Raw genomic sequence first — 2,945 nt, forward strand, 5'->3', positions numbered from 1 at the left:
TTAGAGTAAAACCTTTTAGGTTAAGTTAGAAAGGGCGCACGGTGGATGCCTTGGCACTAGGAGCCGATGAAGGACGGGACTAACACCGATATGCTTCGGGGAGCTGTAAGTAAGCTTTGATCCGGAGATTTCCGAATGGGGGAACCCACTGCTCGTAATGGAGCAGTATCTTTACCTGAATACATAGGGTATGGAAGGCAGACCCGGGGAACTGAAACATCTAAGTACCCGGAGGAAGAGAAAGCAAACGCGATTCCCTGAGTAGCGGCGAGCGAAACGGGACATAGCCCAAACCAAGAGGCTTGCCTCTTGGGGTTGTAGGACACTCAACATGGAGTTACAAAGGAACGGGGTAGATGAAGCGATCTGGAAAGGTCCGTCATAGAAGGTAAAAACCCTGTAGTTGAAACTTCGTTCCCTCCTGAGTGGATCCTGAGTACGGCCGGACACGTGAAATCCGGTCGGAAGCAGGGAGGACCATCTCCCAAGGCTAAATACTCCCTAGTGACCGATAGTGAACCAGTACCGTGAGGGAAAGGTGAAAAGCACCCCGGAAGGGGAGTGAAAGAGATCCTGAAACCGTGTGCCTACAAGTAGTTAGAGCCCGTTAATGGGTGATAGCGTGCCTTTTGTAGAATGAACCGGCGAGTTACGATTACATGCAAGGTTAAGTTGAAGAGACGGAGCCGCAGCGAAAGCGAGTCTGAATAGGGCGATTTGAGTATGTGGTCGTAGACCCGAAACCAGGTGATCTACCCATGTCCAGGGTGAAGTCCAGGTAACACTGGATGGAGGCCCGAACCCACGCACGTTGAAAAGTGCGGGGATGAGGTGTGGGTAGCGGAGAAATTCCAATCGAACTTGGAGATAGCTGGTTCTCTCCGAAATAGCTTTAGGGCTAGCCTCACGTAGTTAGAGTCTTGGAGGTAGAGCACTGTTTGGACTAGGGGCCCTCATCGGGTTACCGAATTCAGACAAACTCCGAATGCCAAAGACTTATCCGTGGGAGTCAGACTGCGAGTGATAAGATCCGTAGTCAAAAGGGAAACAGCCCAGACCACCAGCTAAGGTCCCAAAGTATACGTTAAGTGGAAAAGGATGTGGAGTTGCTTAGACAACCAGGATGTTGGCTTAGAAGCAGCCACCATTTAAAGAGTGCGTAATAGCTCACTGGTCGAGTGACTCTGCGCCGAAAATGTACCGGGGCTAAACGTATCACCGAAGCTGTGGATTGACATCGTAGATGTCAGTGGTAGGAGAGCGTTCTAAGGGCGTTGAAGCTAGACCGTAAGGACTGGTGGAGCGCTTAGAAGTGAGAATGCCGGTATGAGTAGCGAAAGACGGGTGAGAATCCCGTCCACCGTATGCCTAAGGTTTCCTGAGGAAGGCTCGTCCGCTCAGGGTTAGTCGGGACCTAAGCCGAGGCCGAAAGGCGTAGGCGATGGACAACAGGTTGATATTCCTGTACCACCTCTTTATCGTTTGAGTGATGGGGGGACGCAGGAGGATAGGGTAAGCGCACTGTTGGATATGTGCGTGTAAGCAGTTAGGCTGGTGAATAGGAAAATCCGTTCACCATAAAGCTGAGCTGTGATGCCGAGGGAAATTTAGTACCGAAGTTCCTGATTCCACACTGCCAAGAAAAGCCTCTAGCGAGATAAAAGGTGCCCGTACCGCAAACCGACACAGGTAGGCGAGGAGAGAATCCTAAGGTGAGCGAGAGAACTCTCGTTAAGGAACTCGGCAAAATGACCCCGTAACTTCGGGAGAAGGGGTGCTTTTTGAGGTGAATAGCCTCGAAGAGCCGCAGTGAATAGGCCCAGGCGACTGTTTAGCAAAAACACAGGTCTCTGCGAAGCCGCAAGGCGAAGTATAGGGGCTGACGCCTGCCCGGTGCTGGAAGGTTAAGAGGAGGGGTTAGCGCAAGCGAAGCTCTGAATCGAAGCCCCAGTAAACGGCGGCCGTAACTATAACGGTCCTAAGGTAGCGAAATTCCTTGTCGGGTAAGTTCCGACCCGCACGAAAGGCGTAACGATCTGGGCACTGTCTCAACGAGAGACTCGGTGAAATTATAGTACCTGTGAAGATGCAGGTTACCCGCGACAGGACGGAAAGACCCCGTGGAGCTTTACTGTAGCCTGATATTGAATTTTGGTACAGCTTGTACAGGATAGGTAGGAGCCTGAGAAGCCGGAGCGCCAGCTTCGGTGGAGGCGTCGGTGGGATACTACCCTGGCTGTATTGAAATTCTAACCCGCACCCCTGATCGGGGTGGGAGACAGTGTCAGGTGGGCAGTTTGACTGGGGCGGTCGCCTCCTAAAGAGTAACGGAGGCGCCCAAAGGTTCCCTCAGAATGGTTGGAAATCATTCGTAGAGTGTAAAGGCACAAGGGAGCTTGACTGCGAGACCTACAAGTCGAGCAGGGACGAAAGTCGGGCTTAGTGATCCGGTGGTTCCGCATGGAAGGGCCATCGCTCAACGGATAAAAGCTACCCCGGGGATAACAGGCTTATCTCCCCCAAGAGTCCACATCGACGGGGAGGTTTGGCACCTCGATGTCGGCTCATCGCATCCTGGGGCTGTAGTCGGTCCCAAGGGTTGGGCTGTTCGCCCATTAAAGCGGTACGCGAGCTGGGTTCAGAACGTCGTGAGACAGTTCGGTCCCTATCCGTCGTGGGCGCAGGAAATTTGAGAGGAGCTGTCCTTAGTACGAGAGGACCGGGATGGACGCACCGCTGGTGTACCAGTTGTCTTGCCAAAGGCATCGCTGGGTAGCTATGTGCGGACGGGATAAGTGCTGAAAGCATCTAAGCATGAAGCCCCCCTCAAGATGAGATTTCCCATAGCGTCAAGCTAGTAAGAACCCTGAAAGATGATCAGGTTGATAGGTCAGAGGTGGAAGCGCGGTGACGTGTGGAGCTGACTGATACTAATCGTTCGAGGA

General features: G+C 52.7%; 1 rRNA gene. It reads left to right on the forward strand.

Annotated features, from left to right (window positions below):
- Positions 1 to 18: 18 nt before the first annotated feature.
- Positions 19 to 2,945, forward strand: a 23S ribosomal RNA gene (locus ABES02_RS06610); the annotation flags it as partial.

Source organism: Neobacillus pocheonensis (genome assembly GCF_050477905.1).
In the GTDB taxonomy this organism is placed as follows: domain Bacteria; phylum Bacillota; class Bacilli; order Bacillales; family Cytobacillaceae; genus Neobacillus; species Neobacillus pocheonensis_A.